The organism is Paenibacillus aurantiacus (assembly GCF_042431225.1).
In the GTDB taxonomy this organism is placed as follows: Bacteria; Bacillota; Bacilli; order Paenibacillales; family Paenibacillaceae; genus Paenibacillus_Z; species Paenibacillus_Z aurantiacus.
This window is the reverse complement of the sequence record NZ_JBHMDO010000054.1, coordinates 132,449-152,700: the sequence shown is the minus strand read 5'-3', so window position 1 is coordinate 152,700 and position 20,252 is coordinate 132,449. Positions and strand designations below refer to the sequence as shown.

14 protein-coding genes are annotated in these 20,252 nt (G+C 50.8%); 13 read left to right on the top strand and 1 reads right to left on the bottom strand.

Going from position 1 to position 20,252, the window contains the following annotated elements; all coding sequences use genetic code 11:
- Positions 1-994: 994 nt before the first annotated feature.
- The 12 genes from ACFFSY_RS33625 (at position 995) to ACFFSY_RS33570 (ending at position 12,676) form a co-directional block, all read left to right on the top strand.
- Positions 995-1,975, top strand: coding sequence for an NAD-dependent epimerase/dehydratase family protein (locus ACFFSY_RS33625; RefSeq protein WP_377502742.1), 981 nt, complete (start codon positions 995-997; stop codon positions 1,973-1,975).
- Between the two features lie 13 nt (positions 1,976-1,988).
- On the top strand, positions 1,989-2,240 hold the full coding sequence (locus tag ACFFSY_RS33620; protein WP_377502740.1) for an acyl carrier protein: 252 nt from the start codon (positions 1,989-1,991) through the stop codon (positions 2,238-2,240).
- Positions 2,237-3,595: an ATP-grasp domain-containing protein gene (locus ACFFSY_RS33615; protein ID WP_377502738.1), complete on the top strand. Its 1,359-nt coding sequence runs from the start codon at positions 2,237-2,239 to the stop codon at positions 3,593-3,595. The genes ACFFSY_RS33620 and ACFFSY_RS33615 overlap by 4 nt, the downstream gene beginning before the upstream one ends.
- 44 nt (positions 3,596-3,639) lie before the next feature.
- Entirely contained in the window at positions 3,640-4,755 is a 1,116-nt protein-coding gene (locus tag ACFFSY_RS33610; RefSeq protein ID WP_377502736.1) for a UDP-glucuronosyltransferase, read from the top strand.
- Positions 4,756-4,782: 27 nt separating this feature from the next.
- Entirely contained in the window at positions 4,783-5,871 is a 1,089-nt protein-coding gene (locus tag ACFFSY_RS33605) for a radical SAM protein (protein WP_377502735.1), read from the top strand.
- Positions 5,872-5,960: 89 nt separating this feature from the next.
- Entirely contained in the window at positions 5,961-7,091 is a 1,131-nt protein-coding gene (locus tag ACFFSY_RS33600; protein WP_377502733.1) for a radical SAM protein, read from the top strand.
- A gap of 32 nt (positions 7,092-7,123) precedes the next feature.
- Positions 7,124-8,128 (top strand): ABC transporter ATP-binding protein, encoded by a 1,005-nt coding sequence (locus tag ACFFSY_RS33595; RefSeq protein ID WP_377502731.1) that lies wholly within the window; start codon positions 7,124-7,126, stop codon positions 8,126-8,128.
- Positions 8,106-8,915: an ABC transporter permease gene (locus ACFFSY_RS33590; RefSeq protein ID WP_377502729.1), complete on the top strand. Its 810-nt coding sequence runs from the start codon at positions 8,106-8,108 to the stop codon at positions 8,913-8,915. The genes ACFFSY_RS33595 and ACFFSY_RS33590 overlap by 23 nt, the downstream gene beginning before the upstream one ends.
- A 4-nt stretch (positions 8,916-8,919) precedes the next feature.
- Positions 8,920-9,732, top strand: coding sequence for an ABC transporter permease (locus ACFFSY_RS33585; RefSeq protein ID WP_377502728.1), 813 nt, complete (start codon positions 8,920-8,922; stop codon positions 9,730-9,732).
- A 40-nt stretch (positions 9,733-9,772) separates the two neighbouring features.
- Positions 9,773-10,630 carry an FkbM family methyltransferase gene (locus ACFFSY_RS33580; protein WP_377502726.1) on the top strand — a complete coding sequence of 286 codons (858 nt, stop codon included), beginning with the start codon at positions 9,773-9,775 and terminating at the stop codon, positions 10,628-10,630.
- A gap of 22 nt (positions 10,631-10,652) precedes the next feature.
- Positions 10,653-11,606, top strand: coding sequence for a methyltransferase domain-containing protein (locus ACFFSY_RS33575; protein ID WP_377502724.1), 954 nt, complete (start codon positions 10,653-10,655; stop codon positions 11,604-11,606).
- Positions 11,607-11,641: 35 nt separating this feature from the next.
- On the top strand, positions 11,642-12,676 hold the full coding sequence (locus ACFFSY_RS33570; protein ID WP_377502723.1) for a hypothetical protein: 1,035 nt from the start codon (positions 11,642-11,644) through the stop codon (positions 12,674-12,676).
- 612 nt (positions 12,677-13,288) lie between these two features.
- Here the strand turns inward: ACFFSY_RS33570 and ACFFSY_RS33565 are convergent.
- A complete protein-coding gene (locus ACFFSY_RS33565; protein ID WP_377502721.1) occupies positions 13,289-16,099 on the bottom strand; it encodes a X2-like carbohydrate binding domain-containing protein in 2,811 nt (936 codons plus the stop codon).
- 261 nt (positions 16,100-16,360) lie between these two features.
- Between ACFFSY_RS33565 and ACFFSY_RS33560 the strand changes: the two genes are divergently transcribed.
- A complete protein-coding gene (locus ACFFSY_RS33560) occupies positions 16,361-19,921 on the top strand; it encodes an S-layer homology domain-containing protein (RefSeq protein ID WP_377502719.1) in 3,561 nt (1,186 codons plus the stop codon).
- The last annotated feature ends 331 nt before the right edge of the window (positions 19,922-20,252 follow it).

Sequence of the window (20,252 nt, the reverse complement as noted above, 5' to 3'; positions counted from 1 at the left end):
ATGGTGAATTACTTCTACGTCCCTTTAAGCGAACGATATAATAGACTCCATTTGCATCATGACATATTTGTTTATGGGTATGATCTCAATAGAGAAATATTGTATGTTTCAGATTTTTTTAAGAATGGGGTTTATAGTCAAGCTGAACTATCATTTTCGGATTTCAGTCTTGCTTTCTCCATGAATCATTTAACTACAAATCATGATTATCTGAACGAAATGGTTTATTTGTATCAATTTAATCATCGGGTTCAGGATCATTTCAGCGTAGATACCCTATTAAATTCGATAAGGCATTATTTCACGAACAAACCACCTGAGTACTGGGATATGTTCAACTATGGAGGAGATCGGGATAAACTCGACTTCGGTATGCAGATATACACTACATTAGGGAACTATGTGAAGGACACCTGTAATCATGAGTCCAAACTCGACATAAGACCCTTTCATCTACTTTATGACCATAAGAAAATCATGACATTAAGACTTAGGTACTTGTACGATAATCGGCTTTTAAATCATTTCAGTCATGAACATATAGAAAAATTCTTATCCATTGAAGTTCAGGCCAAGATTATGGTGAATGTCGTGCTTAAATATAACCTGACTAGGGATAGGCACATATTAGAAAGGCTGCATGCGATGATCATTCGTATAGAAAATGAAGAATCGATATTCCTTGATCGATTCCTGAAAGAGGTAGACATTCAGTAAGCCCCAACATCGACCGCCCCCCTATTGTCTTCTCTAGTTTATTGATTAAAACCTATAATTTGTAAGGCGATTTTCAAGAATCCAGTGGGTATTGAACGTGAGTCGCCCACGCTAAGATAAGCGTAAGAGGAATAAAAAAGCTTCCTCGATATCCCTCTGCGCAGTTCCTTTCTCCTTCGTCTCATCATAACTTATTTATCGCGCTCCCGTGTCTCAACTACTATAGAACACCTCTACATTTGGAGTGATCCAATCATCTGGCTGGTACATCGATGGCATGGATAACGGTTTCACGACACCTCAAGCACAAGGGGGAATAATAATAATCATTGTATTAACAGGAGTCGCAGGGTTCATCGGATCGAATCTTGCCGAGAGGTTGTTGCGGGAAGGCCATACCGTTATCGGGGTCGATAATTTTCTGACCGGGTCGACCGCCAACATGGACAATCTCTTGCAGTCGCCAAATTTCAAGTTCATCGAGCATGACGTTATTGTTCCGTTCGGTGTTGAAGGACCTGTCGATTGGGTCATGCATTTCGCAAGTCCGGCCAGCCCGCCCAAATATTTGGCCTTTCCGATCGAAACGATGCGGGTAGGCAGCGAAGGAACGCTGCATCTGCTGCATCTGGCCAAAGAAAAGCAGGCCGGTTTCTTCCTGGCTTCAACCAGCGAGATCTATGGAAACCCAAGCGTTCACCCGCAGCCGGAGAGCTACTATGGCAACGTGAATTCGGTTGGAGCAAGAAGCTGCTACAACGAAGCGAAGCGGTATGCGGAAGCGATCACCTACTGGATGAACAGGAAATACGGCATACCGGTAAGGGTCATTCGGATTTTCAACACATTCGGCCCGAAGATGGATTTGAATGACGGACGGGTCATTACCAATTTCATTAATCAAATCCTGGCCAAGCAAAACCTCACGATTTATGGCGACGGCAGACAGACGAGAAGTTTTCAGTATATCGACGATCTGCTGGAAGGGATTGTGCGATTGATGCGTACCGCGTACGAACAGCCCGTCAATTTGGGGAATCCGGAGGAGGTCACCGTACTTGAGGTCGCTCAACTCTTAAAGGAACTCATGAAGTCCAACGCGCAGATCGAGTTTCTCCCGCTGCCGGAAGACGATCCCCGGAGAAGGAAGCCGGATATTACCGTTTCGCGGACGATTATGGACTGGGAACCAACGATCGGTTTGCGTGAGGCCCTCGCTCGAACGATCCATTATTACCAAAGCCAATATATCCATTAAATGGGGGATACCTATGGAACAACAGATCATTGCGATGATAAGCGAAATCAAGGACGACGCTGAGCTGGCGCTAAGCTTGAACGAGCATTCCAACATGATGGAAGACGGGGGACTGGACTCCCTGCAGCTCATAACGCTCATTCTGAAAGTGGAAGAGCAGTTCGGTATTGAAATCGATTTTGAACAATTCGACTTCACGCTTATGGAATCGGTGGCGACCTTCTCCCGCTATATCTCCGAGCTGAAGAAGACGGCATCGGTATGAACGATAGACGCCAGCGCGAACTCATCATCGGAACGTTCGACGCGGAACGCTTCTGGCGCGATCCTAATCTAGCCAGGCTGCCGGCGTTTCACGATCCCGAAATGGAGAATGTCGTGATGGCCATGGATGAGCTGCTCTTCCCCTTTTGCGAGGCGCAGGATAGGCTCATTACTCGCTATCGAATGAACGCCAGCCATAAAGCGTATTTGCATGCGATCGGGTTTGAGTTTCATTCCAACTCAACCGATCTCGAGAGTCCTGAAGGAGGAAGCGCGGCCAGAACGGCCAATGTATTCGACCTGATCACATCAGCCGATCGTATGGGCGACATGGATCCGCAATGGCTGGATGGCGCCCGGTTGTCCCCTTTTGCCGTTATTCCGGGAGCGGATCGTACTGCCGCGCGTTACGGTTTGAAACAGAATTTTGCAGCTATCGAGACGGTTCGAACGGTAAATTCGAAGCTGTATTCAACGGAATTGAACCGTCGCCTCGGTCTTCGGTCCGACAGCCAGACAATCTATTCGCATGAAGAGCTGCTGGCAACCGGCTTGACGCTGCTGCGTCAGGGACCCTTCTTGATCAAAGATGAGTTCGGCGTTTCCGGGAAAGGGAATTTGCTGATCGAGTCGGAAGCGATATTGAGACGCGTGACCTCCTATCTGGGCGAACAGTACGGCAAGGGAAGAACGGTCCGGTTTATTGTAGAGCCGTTCCTCCGCAAGGAACTGGATTTCTCCTGTCAATTCCACATCGAGGAGGACGGTACATACCGATTTATCTCGGTGCAGCAATTGGTCAATCGCAATTTTGCTTACCAAGGCTCCTTTACGGCCGACGATACGCTGCTTCAGGTGTTGCGGGAAGCGGAGTATTTTGAAGTAATGAAACTGGCGGCTCGCGAGCTTTACCGGGCTGGTTATTACGGCGACGTATGCGTCGATTCCATGCTGTTGACAGACGGCCGCATCGTTCCGATCGTCGAGGTGAATGCGAGAAGATCGATGAGTCTGATCAAGCATTACGTAGACCGTTACTTGGAGAAACACGCTGCCGCCGGGAGCATGACGCATGTGACGGTACAGTTCGCATGCGAGGCGACGTTCGAGCAATTACTGGAAACGCTGGATCGCGAAGGAGTGCTATACAAGCCTGATCGAGGGTTCGGCATCTTGCCGTTAAGCGCGAATACGCTCCTTATTAACAAAATCGTCAGCGAAGGCAAGGGGGTCCGGAATAAGCAGGTGAAAGGCAGATTGTATTATTCATTGGTTGAGGGGGAACAGGATAACGAACGATTGTCTGCTAAGGTCAAGGACGTGCTGGCGTCGCTATCCTTCAAAATCGTCGGCTGATGCAGTCCGAAGCGATGGAAACCACGAATGGAGGAAGAAAGCTTATGGGCGGGCGGAAAATAACGATCCTATGCTCGGGTTTCGGTTTGGGCTTCTATATCCCCGGTCTGTTAGCTGCGAACGCGTTCAACATAAGGGATATCGCGACGGAAGTGCTGGTGTTCGAGAGCTATTTGGAACCAGACAAGATGGATCATATTGCGGACAGCAGGAACGCTTACCACCATAATTTCGCGCTGGCGAATGTATCGGCCCGCATGCCGATGGATATCCGGGGCAGCATGGATGATGCCCGAGTCGAGCTATTGCTGGACGCGTGGAAAGCGGAAGACCGGCGCGAATTCATCTCGCTATCCGGACATTGGGTCTATATTCTGGACCTGTATCGGGAGAAGATGCTGCCCAAACCCATTCATGTCGACCTGCTCTACGTCGATTCGGACCTGGCCCCTTCTTGGAAGAGCCTGAAGAAGTTTCATCCTCGTTATAACGAGTTTTATGACGACGCATGCCTCTACGATACCGACAAGATGGAGATTCGATGCGAAATCCCGGTCACCCATGACGCGCCGCTGCCCTTCGATTCGAGGAAGCAGAGGCTCGTCGTCCATGGCGGCGGCTGGGGGATGGGCACTTATCAAAGTAAAGTGCCGGAGCTTGCGGGCAGAAACTACGGGCTTGATATCGTCGCTTACGATTGGAAGGAAGCGAAGCCCGATCCCGATCACCGGTATTGGATGAACGATCCGAAGTGGTGCGCATGGGTGAAGAGCGCGAACGGCCTGCACGGGTTTCCGCCTTACATCGAGATATCGGGAGAAGAGACGAACGCATACGCCGCAAAGGCCGATCATCATTGGCTATTCGACGTCGCTTCGGAGGCGATGGCCATCGTGGCCAAGCCGGGGGCGGGCACATTGATTGATTCGCTTGCCTCCGCTACCCCGCTTATTCTGCTGGAGCCGTTCGGAAGTCACGAGCAGCGCAATTTGGAATTGTGGGAGTCGCTGGGGTTCGGGATACGCTACGAGAAGTGGCGGGAGATGGATTTTGCCGTAGAGGTCCTGAAGGAGATGCATCATGCGATCATGAACAGACCCGGAGGACGGACGAATTACGTGGATCATTATTGTTCGAGAGTCGCGTTAACGAACGGATAAGATTGCCATGGCGGAAGGGATCATACGATGAGCGCAAACCAATTAAGCGTTGCCCAAGAAACCACAAGCTACCCGAGATGGATCGTCTTGCAGCTGCTGGAGGAATGCAATCTACGATGCAAGATGTGCTATGAGTGGGGACTCGAAGGGCCCTACAAAAGCAAGAAAACGTTAGCGCAGCTCGATCCGGAGGTGATCAAGAAGATCATCGTCGCGTGCAGCCCGGGCAAGCCGTATTACGATTTCTTCGGCGGCGAGCCGCTGATGTACCCGTGGCTAAGCGACATTCTGGCCATGATCAAGCACTATGGAAGCGTCGCGGACTTCCCCACGAACGGCACCTTGCTCGAGCAGCATGCCGAGATGCTCGTCGAGACGGCCCCCAATAAAATCTGGATGTCGCTCGACGGCCCCGAGGAAATCAACGACCGGCAGCGGGGCAAAGGCGTGTTCAAGAAAGTGATCAAGGGGATCGAGAAGCTCTATGAGCTTCGGGAAAGCAAAGGCAAGCAGTTCCCGAAGATGGGCGTTTCGTTCATCATTACGCCACTGAATTATATGTACATCGAGGAGTTCTTCTTCAAGCATCTCGACTTGTCGATGCTGGACCATATCAGCATGGAAGTACAGCTCTATGCAACGGAAGAGCAGTATGCCCAATATGTAGAGGTTCTGCGAGAGGAATTCGATGTTCATGGCGCTCCTTATGCCAAGGGGATGGTATGGCGGGACATCAGTTCGTTCAGCCAGATCGATATCCCGGAATTGACGAGACAGCTCCATACGGTGAAGGAGTATTGCTTGAAGAATAGCATTCATGTCATTACCTATCCAAAGACGATTGATGAACCGAATTTGCGCAACTATTTCTCCGGGCAATTCGATCAGATGGCCGATAAACGAAACCGGTGCTCGCTGCCATGGGTGTATGCGGAGATTACGGCAAGGGGCGACGTTTCGCCCTGCCATGCCTTCTATGACCTGACCTTTGGCAACGTGAACGACGAGAATCTGCTCGATATCTGGAATAGCGGCAAGTACAAGGATTATCGCGCGTATATGAAAAAAAATATGCTTCCGATTTGTACGGCTTGTTCACGGTATTATATCTACTGATCGAGTAAGCGACCCCATACTTATTGGAAGGGTGTGTTCCTATGAATCCGAAGTCGGAGATTAAACATTCACCCAAGGACTTGCAAATCTTGAAACGTACCCTCAAGAATACCGTGGAAACCAAGCGGAACATGGAGAAAGTGAAGGGTTACGCGACGCCGTTGCCGGAGTCGGTCGGGATTAAACTGACCAACCAATGCAACTTGCGCTGCAAGCATTGCTATCAATGGAACGACACCGGCTACCACCACTTCATGACGCCGGAGCAGCAGCGGGAACAGCTCGATTACGGGCTGCTGGAGAAGCTGATTCTCGAGACGGAACCGGCCAAGTCGAGGCTCTACATCTGGGGCGGCGAGCCGCTCGTATACAGCCATTTCGACCGTTTGGCCGCCTTGCTTGAAACCTACCCGCGCGAAACGACGATCTGCACGAACGCGATGCTGATCGAGCGAAAACTGGACGCTTTGCTGCGTATTTCCGACAACTTGGAGCTGCTCATTGCGCTTGACGGATTCGAAGAGGAGAATGATGCGCTTCGCGGCAAAGGGGTGTTCAACAAGGCGATAGACGCCATCCGGATGCTCATCGAGCTGCGTAAGGAAAACCGGTTCAGGGGCAAAATTTCGATCCATACCGTCGTGAACGATGCCATGACCGACAAGCTTTACGATCTGTTAGACTTCCTGGAGGGCGTCGGCGTAGATCTGGTCATGGTCTGCTTCCCGTGGTATATCTCGGATGAATGCACGCAGGGGATGGACGATTACTTCGACCGGACGTTCGACTTCCTTCCGGCGAGCGAGCACAAGGATGAACGAAGCTGGCACGCCTTTAACTACAAGCTGGACCCGGAGCGCATACCTGCTTTGATGAGCGAGTTGGATCGGGTGAACAACCGGGTCTGGAAGATGCGGTTGCGTTACCAGCCGAATCTGGATCAGGACCAGATCGAAGATTTCGTGCTCGGCAAAGAGGTCGTGGGCAAAGGCACGATGAACAAGAAGTGTCTTGCGCTGTCGAACCGGATGGACATTACGCCCGATGGAACGGTTATCGCGTGTAAATTTTTCAAGGAATTCGAGATCGGCCGATTACAGGAAGCCTCCGTGCAAGAATTATGGCATAGCCTGACCTACACAAGGATAAGGGAACTGATGGACGAACGACTGACACCGGCATGTTCCAAGTGCAGCGTCTTGCATTTGCACGGTGTTTAGTTATTCCAGATCAACATGAATGGGGTGCACCGGTGAGCATCATCCAAGTCGAACGCTTATCCAAGAGCTTCAACTACTATGAAAAAGAATTGGGGTTCAAAAAATCCCTGAAAAATTTAGTGAAGCGAAATACGCTGATCAAAGAAGCGGTCAGCGACATATCGTTCGCGATCGAGCCTGGCGAGATGGTCGGATTCCTGGGGCCGAACGGTTCCGGCAAAACGACTACGCTGAAGATGCTCTCCGGCATCTTGTATCCGACAAGCGGCCAGGCGAAGGTGTTCGGCTATGTCCCTTGGGAACGCAAGAAAGAATTCAAGATGCGGTTCTCGATCGTGATGGGGCAGAAATCGCAGTTGTGGTGGGATCTGCCGGCGAACGAATCGTTGTATCTGAATAAATGCATCTATGAGGTCGAGGATAAGCCATATAACCTTGTCCTGGAAGAACTTACGGAGATGCTTGACGTAAAGGACCTGCTCAATATCCAGGTGCGGAGGCTCTCGCTTGGCGAGAGGATGAAGATGGAGCTGATCGCGTCGCTGATCCACCGGCCCAAGGTCATTTTCCTGGATGAGCCGACAATCGGACTCGATCTGATTTCGCAGAAGCGCATTCGGGAGTTCCTGAGGCATTATAACCAGCAGACGAAAGCAACGGTTATTCTGACGAGCCACTACATGGCGGATATCGAGGATCTGTGCAAACGAACGATCATCATCAATCAAGGGAAGATCGTATACGACGGCGATCTGCGGCGCGTGAACGAGTTGTTTCATGCCAAGAAGATCATCAAGCTGCAATTTACGGACGAGGTGCCGAGGCAAGCGCTGCTCGATTATGGCACGATCATGCAGCATGACGGCATGAATGCCGTCATGGAGATCGATAAGCAAGACCTCCAGCGGCTTTCCAAGATGATGCTGGACCGGTTCCCGATCCTGGACTTCACGATTGAGGATATCCCGGTCGAGCAAGGGATCGAAAGCTTGTATCAGAAGGATGGGGTCAGCCATGAAAGCTTTGCGGAAGTATAAAAGGACGTACATCCTGGCTCTTCAGAGCGCGATGGAGTATCGGACCGATTTCCTGCTGAGCCTCGTCAGCGCGAGCTTTATCATTCTCGTCCAATGCTTCCTTTGGACGGCCGTGTACAACAGCTCGCCGCATGAGATCATCAACGGTTATACCTATTCCCAGATGATGATGTATTCCGTGCTGTCCGGCGTCGTCTCCAAGCTGGTTTCTGCCGGCTTCGAAGGGGAAATCGCGAATGATATCAAGACGGGCGGACTGAGCAAATTTATTGCTCAGCCCATCCATTATTTCAGCTATCGGATTTGTAATTTTTTCGGGGGGAAAACGGTTCAAACCGGGGTCGTCCTTATTCTATTCGTGATCTTGATGATCGTCTTTAGCCGGATTTGGGAGTTTCATCTTAGAGGGGAGCAGATCGTGCTGTTCATGGTTGGCATTTTGTTCGGACTGCTTATCAACTTCCTCCTTTTCTATTCGATTAGCGCTCTCGCGTTCATCATTACAGAGGTTTGGGGCGTTTTTATCGCGTTCGGACAAGGCGTCTATCTGCTCAGCGGCGCCATCTTTCCGCTTACTATTTTCGGAGATACGGTGTCTAGCATCTCGAGCTATTTGCCGTTTCAATATGTCGTGTTCTTCCCGGTTAACATCATCAACGGGAGTTTGACGGATCATGAGATCGTGCGCGGGCTTCTCGTACAGGCGGTCTGGGTGATTGTGCTTATGATCATTTCCAAGTTCTCGTGGGATGCCGGGATGAGGAAATATGTAGCCGTTGGAGGTTAGGTCGGTGATTGTCAGCTTAACGGAGATCCGGAAGCATGTGCGCATGTTTTTTATTTTCGCCAAGAACAGCTTGGTCGGTTACATGGAATACAGAGCGAATTTCTACTCCGGCTTGATCATGGAGACCGTATTTCTGTTTTCCAAGCTGATCTATATCTTCTTTGTGTTCCATCTCGGGATCGAAATCAACGGGATCTCCCCGGACGAAATGATGATCTTCACCGGGACCTATACGATCATGATCGCGATCTATACGGGGCTGTTCATGGATAATTTCTATCGATTCGCCGGCCATATCCGCAACGGGACGCTGGACTTGTATATGACGAAGCCGCTTTCGCTGCAGTTCATGATATCATTCCGCCATGTCAACTACGCGTTTCCGATTCCGAACCTGATCGCCGGAATTACGATGGTCGTGCTGGCGTGGCGGCGTCTGGACATCGAACCCAGCTTTATCCACCTGGCCGGTTATATCGGCGCGATCTTGAGCGGCACGGTCGTGATGTATGCGGTGCTTCTGGTTCCGCAGCTGCTGGCCTTCTGGACGGTGAAATCCGGCGCGATTTTCGACATGCTCGACAAATGCTGGGACTTGAACAATATGCCCATGTACATCTATCCCAAATGGCTGCGGAGAATCGGGCTGTATGTCGTGCCGATCTTGTTCATGGTCAACATGCCGTCGGTTTATTTGATCGAGCGATTGAATGTGTTCCTCGGTATATGGATTTTTGCAGCTCCGGTCTTATCGCTTATCGCGGTTAGGCTGTTCTGGAAGCTGGCCGTCAAACGCTATGAAAGCGCCAGCAGTTAGCGAAATGCCCAATAAACAGATCGAGGAGAAGGGGATTCGAATGAGCAGAACGGAGCATGAGCGCCATCTGTCGCAGACAAGGGCTATCGCAAAGAAACGGCTGCCCAACGGGATCGAAATCTATCAAAACAACGAAGGCGAGACCGAGTTCCTCTACAACGAGATTTTCCGCAAGGAGATGTATTTCAAGCACGGCATTACGCTCCCGGATAACGGCACGGTCCTGGACGTCGGGGCTAATATCGGCATGTTTACCCTGTTCGTCAGCAGCAAGAGCAACTGCAGGGTATATGCCTTTGAGCCGCTCCCTCCGACATTTAATCTCTTGAGGATGAATACGAGCTCGCTGCCTGGCGTAACGACGGTTAACGTCGGGCTTTCCAACGAGATCAAGGAAGCGGAGTTTGCCTATTTCCCTACGATGTCGACGGATTCCGTCCAGATCAAATACCGGGAGAACCACGATCAAGATCTCCGATACGGATTAATCAACCATTACCGGGACGATTTTGCCGATCCGCGCGTGCTGAACCGGTTTGTCGATCATTTGATGACGCCGAAGTTCCTTAATGAACAGATCTACTCATGCAAGCTAACGACGATCTCCGAAATGATCCGCGAATACGATCTGAACCAGATTGATCTGCTCAAAATCGATGTGGAAAAAAGCGAGTTCGAGGTGCTGGAAGGCATCCATCCGGAAGATTGGGGGAAAATCAAGCAAATTGTGATGGAGGTACACGGACTGGACGGGGAGCAGATCGGCAGGCTCGAGAACATATTCCGAACCAACGGCTTCCATGTCTTGATCGATTACTACGAAGACTTGAACATCCCGGATTACTACAATGTGTACGCGTTGAATCAAATGGGCAAGCCGGCCGTGAGTGACGTATGAGAAGCGATGATGGGGGATAGCCATGTTACAGCATCTGCTTGCAAAGTTGGTATGCTCCAGCTGCAAGGGTGAACTGGCCCAATCGGATACCGCTCTGCAATGCCGCCGCTGCCAAGCGGCTTATACGATCGAGCATCGTTATGTATCGATGCTCGACCGGCGCGAGCAGGTTGACCGCCCTTCCGATTGGAAGCGTAAAGAGGGCGAGATTCGAGATTATTCCGAGATTGCGAATTCCCTTGCGCTTTCCGGCATAGGGCGGTTCGCGACATTTTTAAACTATGGGTACGTCCCGATAGGGAATGAGCAGCATGCCGTGATCGAACCCGACGAGGTATGGAATCGCAATTCCGTCAAGCTGCTGCTCGAGGTAGCGGGCGGGACGGCGATCCGGGAGCGGGACGTCATCGACATCGGATGCGGCAGGGGAGGGAATATAGCGGCTTTGCATAAATATTTCAAGCCGCTCTCCCTTGTCGGTCTTGACATCTGCCCGTCGAATATCGCCTATTGCAGTGCCAAATCCAAGCTGACGGAAGCTTCCTTCCTCGTCGGCGATGCCGAAAATATCCCGTTCGCGGATGATAGTTTCGATGTCGCGTTGAATATCGAATCCGCGCATGCCTATCCGAATCGAGCGCGATTCTATGAAGAGGTGTACCGGATCTTGAGACATGGCGGCGTATTCCTGTATACGGAGCTGATGCTGGAAGAACAGGTCGAGCAGAACGTGAGGCTGATGGAGGAAGCGGGTCTGTCCGTAATCCGCAACCAGGATGTGACCCCGAATGTCCTTCTATCGTGCGACGAGAACGCCAAGCAGCGTACGGGCGCGCAAGGGATCGCGAACAACGCCAACGCGAGCGCCAATATTGGGGACATCGACGATTTCATCGCATTGCCCGGCTCGAGGAAATATGAAGAGATGAAGGATGGCAGGCGGCAATACCGGATGATGAACCTTATTAAGAGGTGATCTGGCTTTAATCATTTTTATAGGAGGAGAAATTTATGGAGGACATTGTTTCTCTGGATACCTTCCAACCATTCGACGGGATGAAAAAAATGTTTCCTCATCATAATTTCCCTTATTTTAATTGTGGCTACAACTTGCTATTAACGCTTGCGAACTATTATAAAAAAGATGAGCTGGCGATATTAAATAATGTCGTGACTATTTATCGATTCGATCAACAAAAAACGAAAAGAAAAGGGTACTTCAAGCTGGAAGTGTTGGATCTCAAAGAGTGGGATACGATACTTGAGGAAATGGGGATCTCTATTCGCAAAAAATCTCCTGAATTAGATGCCTTGCAAGAGGAAATCATACGCTCTATTTCCAATGGTAATCCGATATCCATTTTTATTGATTTATTTTATCAACGCGGGCGGGAATTTTACTATAACAAAAGTCATGGACTGCATCCTGTTTTTGTCTATGGCTTCAATCTTACTAAACAGGACATCTATACGGTTGATGATATTACGGAATACACGCGATACGCCTTGCCATTCTCGGAATTTAAAATTTCTTGCTTGAGTTCGGAGCACGAAAAAATGCCGAACTATTTTTGGGAATACGTACTAGAGTCTCCCGCTGATCCTAATCCCTCGAATAACAACAAGCTTGCACAAACCAATATCCATGCCTTTATAGCAAACATGTTCAGGTATCAAAATGAAATAGTTGAAGGTTTGAATAGTATATTGTTGTTGGCGGAGCACTTTGAAGACATTATTACGAATGAAACTATTATAGAAACACTAAGCAGTACGATTTATAGAAAATGTTCGGAGAAATATAGATTACATATGCTCTATAAGTACAAAACGCTTCCTATTCATACGAAAACTACAATTGACCCGTTATTGGACCAAATTATTGATGACTGGAAGTTAGTAAGGATATATGCGACTAAAGCCATCAATTCCAAAAAGTTCACCAAGGAAATGATCGACAAGTGTATGGGCTTATTGAGAAAAATATATACCAATGAAATGCATTTCAATGATCAATTTTATTCCATGTTGAAGGCTGCGAAATAGGTACGGCACCTTTAACAATACGGTTGGTTTGAGAGAAAATCGGTGTCGTTTTAAATGGATAGGATATAAGAAAGGCTGTCGAGACTTCCTCGACAGCCTGAGGGAGCTGTCCCAAAAGTCATCAAAAAGATAACGTTGGGGCACCTCCTTTTTTAAATACAATGTTTGGGTTACTGCATCCACTGCGCGGTCGCATGTTCTTCCGATCGCTGTTGTTCCCGGATTCCCTGAGTGTAATGAGTGAAGGTAGGAATCCGCTCACAAAGGCGAACGCTAACGCTTCTCCAGAATCATGCGTCCTCTCCGTTCAGGGTAACCTTATGTAAAATATCAAAACAAAATCTTCACCAAAGCCTACCCCGGCGGGGGCCGGGACAGTTACCATCCCAAAATGCTGACGAAGATCATCGTCTACGCGGGTGGCTTTCGCTTGCCCATAATCTGCTGAAGAAAGCGGCAGTGGACCGAAAACGGCAAATGGCGCTACAGGGATAAGGCCCTGTAACGCCATTTTTTTGTGATTAGGGAAGCTTAGGGGTTAGAGAGCATTTACTTTAACCCTATTGAGTCGGCCCCCTCTTCTCCTGTACGCCCGGCAAGGACGTTATCCGTTTAAATCAATCCGGACTTGCTTAGCAGATTACGAATCATGACCGCAACTTCTGCCCGGGTTATGTTGGCTTGGGGGTCAAGCATTTGGTTGCTTTTGCCGGTAACAATGCCGGATTGCAGCGCTTCCGTTACGCTGCTTCTCGCCCAAGCCGAGACATCCCCCGAATCCTTGAATGGGTACAACAGGGTATCGGCGTTCGTTGTCTGCAGCTTATCTTTAAGCCCGCTGAGCTTCATGGCCCTTGCAAGGATCGTCATCGCCTGCTCGCGCGTGATCTTATCCTGCGGTCGGAAAGTCCCGTCCTTAAACCCGTTGATCAATTCGTAACCGGCAGCCGTCTTAACCGCTTCGTTGTACCAGTCGGATTCGTTGATATCGCCGAACGGCGCTTTGCCGTTCTCAAGCTTCAGACCAAGTCCGCGAACCATCATCTGCGCAAACTCAGCCCGGGTCATATCCTGATTCGGCCGGAACGAACCATCCTCCAAGCCGTTCACGATCATTCTTGAACCCATATCATTGATGGCGTCTTTCGCCCAATGCCCATTCGCATCGGCAAATTCGCGCGGATGCCATACCAGGGAGTACGTGCTATTCGTTAAGCTGTTCACTTTGGCGTAATACACGCCATCGATTACAACCACTTTCGTAGGCACGTGACGAACGGTTCCGTCTGGTTCCACGACAACCGCCGTGGTGATCTTCGTGGCGTCTGCTCCTTCCGGGAGGGCAATGGTACGCTCCACATAAGCATTGAACTTGGACACTTCAAGTTGAGTATCGCCATAGGCGGCGTTTACCGTGAAATTGACCGGCAGCCCGACAAGAGCGAATTTATCCCGTGCTGCCGCGCTATTGACGATTTGTAATGTATTCGACAATGGCGTGGCGATTTGGATCTGGATTTTGATATCTTGAAGCTCTACGGCACGTCCGATTTGCTCCGAGATCGAATCGATATTAATTTGCTGAGCCGGCAGCGTGTAGGTGGCATTTTTTGTCTTGATCTCCACAACCGCCTGCTTTTGCTCCATATTTTTCACCATTTGACCGTTAAGCTCGCCGACGATCACATCGGACTTGGTATCGACGGGAATCGTGACGACAGCGCCTTGGCCTTCCGCCGCAAGCTTCTCTTCCAGCTTCTTTCGGTCGACGGCTACCGTAATGACGACTTGATTGTTCGACTGAGTCGTCGTTGCGGTACCTGCTTGCTCAACCTTGCCATTGACTAGAATGTTAACGCCTGTGTTCGTTGTACCCGCCGGACTTACAACAGGCAGCTGCGCATTACCCTGCGAAGAAGACGATGACGACGAATTCGAACCGCTCTGCGGAGGCGCAGGCGTCGTATCGGTTACGGTAATCGTCAGCGTCTGCGCGGAACCTGCGCTGAAGTTCAATGTCAGCGTCGCGGTTCCGGTCGACAATTGGGCCAAGTATTCCTTCTTGATCGTGACGGTATTCGCGGACACCGTATAATCCGTGCCAAGGACCAGATCGTCCCCGTTGTTGGCGAACCCGCTCAGGCTGTTCCCGTTCAGCGTCATCACGGTCGCGACATCCGCTTGGTTCAAGGCGTTCTTGTCGAACCCGCCTGTTGTCGGGGCGATCGAGCTGTTCTGCGGAGGCGCAGGCGTCGTATCGGTTACGGTAATCGTCAGCGTCTGCGCGGAACCTGCGCTGAAGTTCAATGTCAGCGTCGCGGTTCCGGTCGACAGTTGGGCCAAGTATTCCTTCTTGATCGTGACGGTATTCGCAGACACCGTATAATCCGTGCCAAGGACCAGATCGTCCCCGTTGTTGGCGATCCTGCTCAGGTTGTTCCCGTTCAGCGTCATCACAGTCGCGACATCGGCTTGGTTCGAGGCGTTCTTGTCGAACCCGCCCGTTGTCGGGGCGATCGAGCTGTTCTGCGGGGCGATGATCGTGTAGCTTTGCGTCATCACGTCGCTGTTCGTTAATCCCGATTTCACGGCGATCGCTTTCACGGTCATCGCCTCGTTAACTAGGATGGGCGCGCTGTAGAGCGTACTGCTTGCCGTTGGCATGCTTCCATCCGTCGTGTAGTAGATGGACGCACCCGCCGTAGCGGTAGACAACGCGACGCTAGTACCGGAGGCAACGGCGCCCCCTGCAGGGTTAGCGGACGGCGATGCGGCTACATCCGCTGAATAGGCGTTAGCGCTAATGATAACGGAACCGTCGCCGGTCACCTCGCTGTTGATCGTTCCGTTGATCCCTGCGGCGAAGCTCGTGATGACGACGGTATAGGTCGTATCCGCGGTAAGCGGAATATTGGGGAGCTGGGACTTAAAGTCGTTATCGTTCGAGTAACCTCCAACGAATGCCCGGTCATCATTCGCCCAAAGCAAGCCGTCTAAGGGGCGGGCGGGATCGAAATGACTGTACACATACATGGTCGTGTCATCATACGCCGGCCTGCCGTCTCCAGTATTGTCATCATAATAACCATAACCGTCTGTTCCCGTATCAAATGTGGCTGAAGATACCGAGAGGGTATAATTCCCCGTGACGGTCGGCGTAATGTCTCGCGTAAAGTAGTTGTACTGACCCGAGCTCGGCGTACAAGCGGCCAAGTCCACGCTGTTGAACACCTTGGTCGTGTCCTCATCCAGACCGTACACATCGCACCGGTTGAACATGTTATCTCCGTTCACCAGTTCGCCGGTGAACGTGTTTGACGCGGCATAGGCGTTGGAACTAAAGGCAGCGGCATTCAGGATGAGGCTAACAATAACCAATACATAAAACGGATTCTTTGTTCTTTTGATCGTGAGCAGTCCCATAGTTGACTCCTTCTTGTTTTCATGTTGACTGACCTGGTTTGCAAGATCCGCTTAGAAAGAACGGGCTCTAGATAGGTTTAGAATAATCCAGAGACTCGGCTTTTGACAAAGTTCGATTTTACCAAAAGCTTTTTGGACTAGGAGTGTGATAGAGTTACGATGTGATTCGCTTGAAAGAAGGAATGATATCTGGGAGGATCGCAATAACCGCTCTACTATCAGCTAAGAATGCACAAACATCGGAAGAGGGACGGTAATCGAATGAGGAAGACAAAGAGATTGCTAGGCAGCATGATCGGGCTTGCGTTGCTGCTGCAAGTAAGCTTGCCCGGCAGCGTGTATGCCCAGGCGCCTTACATTTCTAGAGCCGAGATTTCAGACGGCATTTATACGCAGAGCAACGCCGTGAATATTGCCGTAGAACTAAGCGATTACAGCGGCGTGGCGTCCGAGGTGTATTATGGCGTGGTGCCGACGGGCACCTACGATCAAACGGAGCCGACAGGCCAAAGTATCGTGGAAGGGACCGGATTCGATATTCACGGGCATCAAGCGGTAGTCAACAAAAGAGCGCAGCTTACGATCAAGGGGCTGTCTCAGGATGTCAATTATACGGCCTATATCGTGGCTGTTGGCCAGGATTCGTCCTCCGACTTGTCTTACACCAGAGAAGTCAGGGGCATCGTCATGCCAGGCACGCACAAATTTATCGATGTAGCCGCAGGAGGCAGCTATAACCCGTTTACGATCGGCGTTAAGGAAGATGGAACGCTCAGCTACTGGGGTTATACTTATCAGTCGGTGACGGTGCCGCCAGCCGGGTTGACAGGCGTGAAGGCAGTCACCACCGGATTAACGCACGTGGTGGCATTGAAGACAGACGGCACCGTCGTAGCATGGGGGGGCGAGGATTATGGGGTGCTTAATGTCCCGGCGGAATTGAAGGATCCCGCGACAGCCCATGTCAAAGCGATTTCCGCCGGAGATTACCATACGCTGGCCCTAAGAGAAGATGGGACCGTAGTGGCATGGGGCTATAATGTATACAATCAGTCCACGGTTCCGAACGGATTGACGGATGTGGTTGCAATCGATGCAGGGAGCAACTTCAGCATGGCGTTGAAAGCGGACGGATCGGTCGTTGTATTCGGCATGAATCCGAACGGCGGGGAGTACAATCCGCCGCAAGGCGTTAAATACAAAGCGATCGCAGGCGGTTATTCCCATTTGGTCGGCGTCAAGCTGGACGGTACCGTCGACGTATGGGGACGCGGACGCTGGCCGGAGAGCGTAGCTGTTCCGGCAGGATTAAGCGACGTCGTCGCGGTGGATTCAAAGTGGGATTACACGGTTGCATTAAAATCCGATGGCACGGTCGTCACTTGGGGGTCAAGCAATGGCAGCCCGCTTATGCCAGTCCCTGGCGAACTTGCCGACGTGACTAAAGTATCTGCCGGTTTTGTTCACAATGCGGCGATCCTAAGCGATAACGCTTATTTCGGTTGGGGATCCAACTCATTCAAGCAAGTGACCGGTCCAAGCCACAACGCGTATTTGAGTTCGCTCAGGATGGCAACGCCGTCGGACGTGGTTACGTTAACGCCTGCCTTTAAACCCGACATTACCGAGTATACGGCAAACATTCCTGCGAATGAGACCAGCTTATCGGCGAACGCAATGAATGATGACCTTTATTTGGCAACGTTTCCCGTAATCTACTTGGGTAATAACGATGTCACTTCAACCAAGTATAATATTCCGCTATCCCCAGGGACGAATGTGCTGAAGGCCGTAGTTACGGCTGCAGACGGAACCTTGAAGACGTATACCGTAACCTTGAATCGGAGTTCTCAAGGCGCAGGAACCGGGTCTGGGTCGGGGAGTACCTATACGATTGCATCCCTTGCGGATCAAACGGCCGCCCCGCTTACGGAAGGCTATGCTTCCGGAACGCAGGAGACGAAAACCATTACGGTCACGAAAACCGGTACGGGGGATTTGCTTAACCTGTCAGCCCAGCTGAGCGGCACTCATGCGGCTGACTTTGAAGTTATGCAGCCAACGTCGTCTACGTTAAATAGCGGCACGCCGTCAACAAGCTTCACGGTGAAGGCAAAGGACGGCTTGCCAGCTGGAACGTATGAAGCGACCGTGACGATTTCGGCGGACAATATGACGAGTGTTTCGTTTGCCGTCACGCAAGTGGTAACAGCGGCGACGCCGGCTACCGTTCCGGCCGCGCCGACGAATATTAAAGCAGCGTCCGGCAACAAACAAGCAACGATTACATTCACAGCCCCGACCGACAATGGCGGGAGCCCTATAACCGGATATAAGGTGACCGTTTCGCCAGGAAACACCGTCGTTACGGGTGTATCCAGTCCAATTACCGTTACCGGTTTGAACAACGGGACCGGCTATACGTTTACGGTTCAAGCCGTGAATCTTATTGGCAGCAGCGCGCCTTCCGCGGAATCCAATAAAGTGATCCCAAGTTCGGGTAAGGGAGGCAGTAGCGGTAGCAGCAGTAGCAGCACAAGCACAAGCACAAGCATTAACAGCAGCTCGACTTCCTCGATGAATGTGCTTGTCAATGGCAAGCTGGAGAATGCAGGAACAGCTACAACAAGCACGCTGAATAACCAAACCGTCATCACGACGGCGGTTGATCAGCAAAAGCTGGAAAACATGCTAGCCACAGAAGGACAGCACGCGGTGCTCACGATTCCGGTCAGCGCCAAATCCGATATCGTCATCAGCGAGCTCAACGGCCAAATGGTGAAAAGCATGGAAGACAAAGAGGCCATTCTGCAAATCAAAACAGAGTCGGCGACCTATACCCTGCCAGCCGAGCAAATCAATATCGGTTCCGTATCCAGCCAACTTGGCAATGCGGTATCCTTGGCGGATATTAAGGTCCAAGTTGAAATTGCGGCACCTTCAGATCAAACGATGAAGATCGTGGACAAAGCGTCGGCGAACGAAGGTCTAACCTTGATCGCGCCGGCGGTCGAATTCAATGTAAGAGCAATCTATGAAGACGCCGCCGTCGAAGTATCGAAATTTGACGCTTACGTGGAGCGCAGCATTGCGATTCCGGAAGGCGTGGATCCGAACCAAATGACGACGGGGGTCGTCATTGAACCGGACGGGACGGTTCGTCATGTACCGACCAAGCTTGTAATGGCCGATGGCAAGTACTATGCAGCGGCGAACAGCTTGACGAACAGCACGTACGCCATCGTTTCGCACCCTGTGGAATTCAGCGATGTAACGAACCATTGGGCCAAATCCGTGGTTAATGATTTAGGTTCGCGGTTCATCCTCAACGGTACGGATAATGGCAAGTTTAGCCCTGACCAAGATATCACGCGCGCCGAGTTCTCCGCCATCTTGGTCCGTGCTTTGGGGTTGAAGCTCGAACAAGGCCCGGGCGCATTCTCGGATGTCAACGAATCGGCTTGGTACAGCAGCGCAGTAAACACGGCTTATGCATACAAGCTGATCAGCGGCTTAGAAGACCGGACGTTTCGGCCAAATGACAAGATTACCCGGGAACAAGCGATGGTTATGATCGCAAGAGCCATGGCATTGACGGGATTAAAAGCTGAACGCCCTGTTCAATCGGATGCCGATGTGCTCCACTCCTATAACGACGCGGCAAGCGCGTCCGAATGGGCGCTGAGCAGTATGGCCGACAGCGTGCAATCCGGTATCGTTTCGGGCCGCAGCAGCATGCAGCTTGCGCCGAAAGAGGATATCACGCGAGCGGAAGTGGCGGCGATTATGTATCGGCTGCTTCAAACGTCCGAACTCATTTAAGACAGCGAATGTATCCGCAGTAGCAGTATTGATAATTAGGATCGTGCGTTCAACTATCAGCCCGTTTCCGGTCGTGAAGATGAATTATTTTAACCATATCCGTGAAAACTAATTGCACATCGCTCAACGAACGGAGATTTGGTTACTGCATATCCCTTTTCGAGCTTGCGCTTCAAAAGGATTAGCAGATGGATGTTATGCGCTGATTTTGATTCGACCGAGATGACCTTAATCCCGGAGAACTTTAGTTTAATAAGCAGCGGCAGTCTTGGACGATTACGTCTAAGGCTGCCGCTGTTTCCATTTTCATTGAGGGCACGGCAGTTCAATG